We start from the raw sequence: 603 nt of genomic DNA, 5'->3' as shown, positions 1-603 counted from the left end.
CAAGGCGATGAAGCTCAATCTGCGCCGCAAGGCCAAGCAGCGGCTGCCCAAGCGCGAACGCGTACCGCTCTACGTTCCCCTGCTGCCCGATGCCGTCTGGTCAGCGGATTTCATGGCCGACGCGCTGGCGTGTGGCCGCCGCTTCCGGACCTTCAACGTGGTCGACGACTTCAACCGCGAGGCGCTGCACATCGAGGTCGACACCTCGATCTCGTCCACGCGCCTGGTCCGCATCTTCGAGCAGCTCAAGCGCGACCACGGCCTGCCGCAGGTCCTGCGTACCGACAACGGCCCGGAGTTCCTGGGCGAGGCCTTCGTGCAGTGGGCCAAGCTCAACGGCATGGCCATCCGGTACATCCAGCCCGGCAAGCCCAACCAGAACGCCTACATCGAACGCTTCAATCGGACCTTCCGCGAGGAGGTCCTGGACCAGCACCTGTTCACCCGCCTCGACGACGTGCGCGAGGCCGCGTACTGGTGGATGCTCGAGTACAACGAGGAGCGTCCCCACGATTCGCTCGGCGATCTGACCCCGGCCGAGTACCGCCAACGCGTCGCCGGAAGTTCTACTTTTGAAATGCCTGCTTGACGGGGAAGCTTACG

The 603-nt window shown here is 64.8% G+C and carries 1 protein-coding gene; it reads left to right on the top strand.

Annotated elements, in window-relative coordinates; all coding sequences use genetic code 11:
• A partial coding sequence (locus EIM48_RS15265) for an integrase core domain-containing protein (protein ID WP_233581719.1) occupies window positions 1-589 on the top strand: 589 nt, incomplete at its 5' end.
• Window positions 590-603: the final 14 nt, after the last annotated feature.

The sequence above is a fragment of the Pseudoxanthomonas sp. SGNA-20 genome (assembly GCF_003931635.1).
Taxonomy (GTDB): Bacteria; Pseudomonadota; Gammaproteobacteria; order Xanthomonadales; family Xanthomonadaceae; genus Pseudoxanthomonas.
Note: the sequence above shows the minus strand (reverse complement) of the source record. Positions and strands in the feature narration are given on the sequence as shown.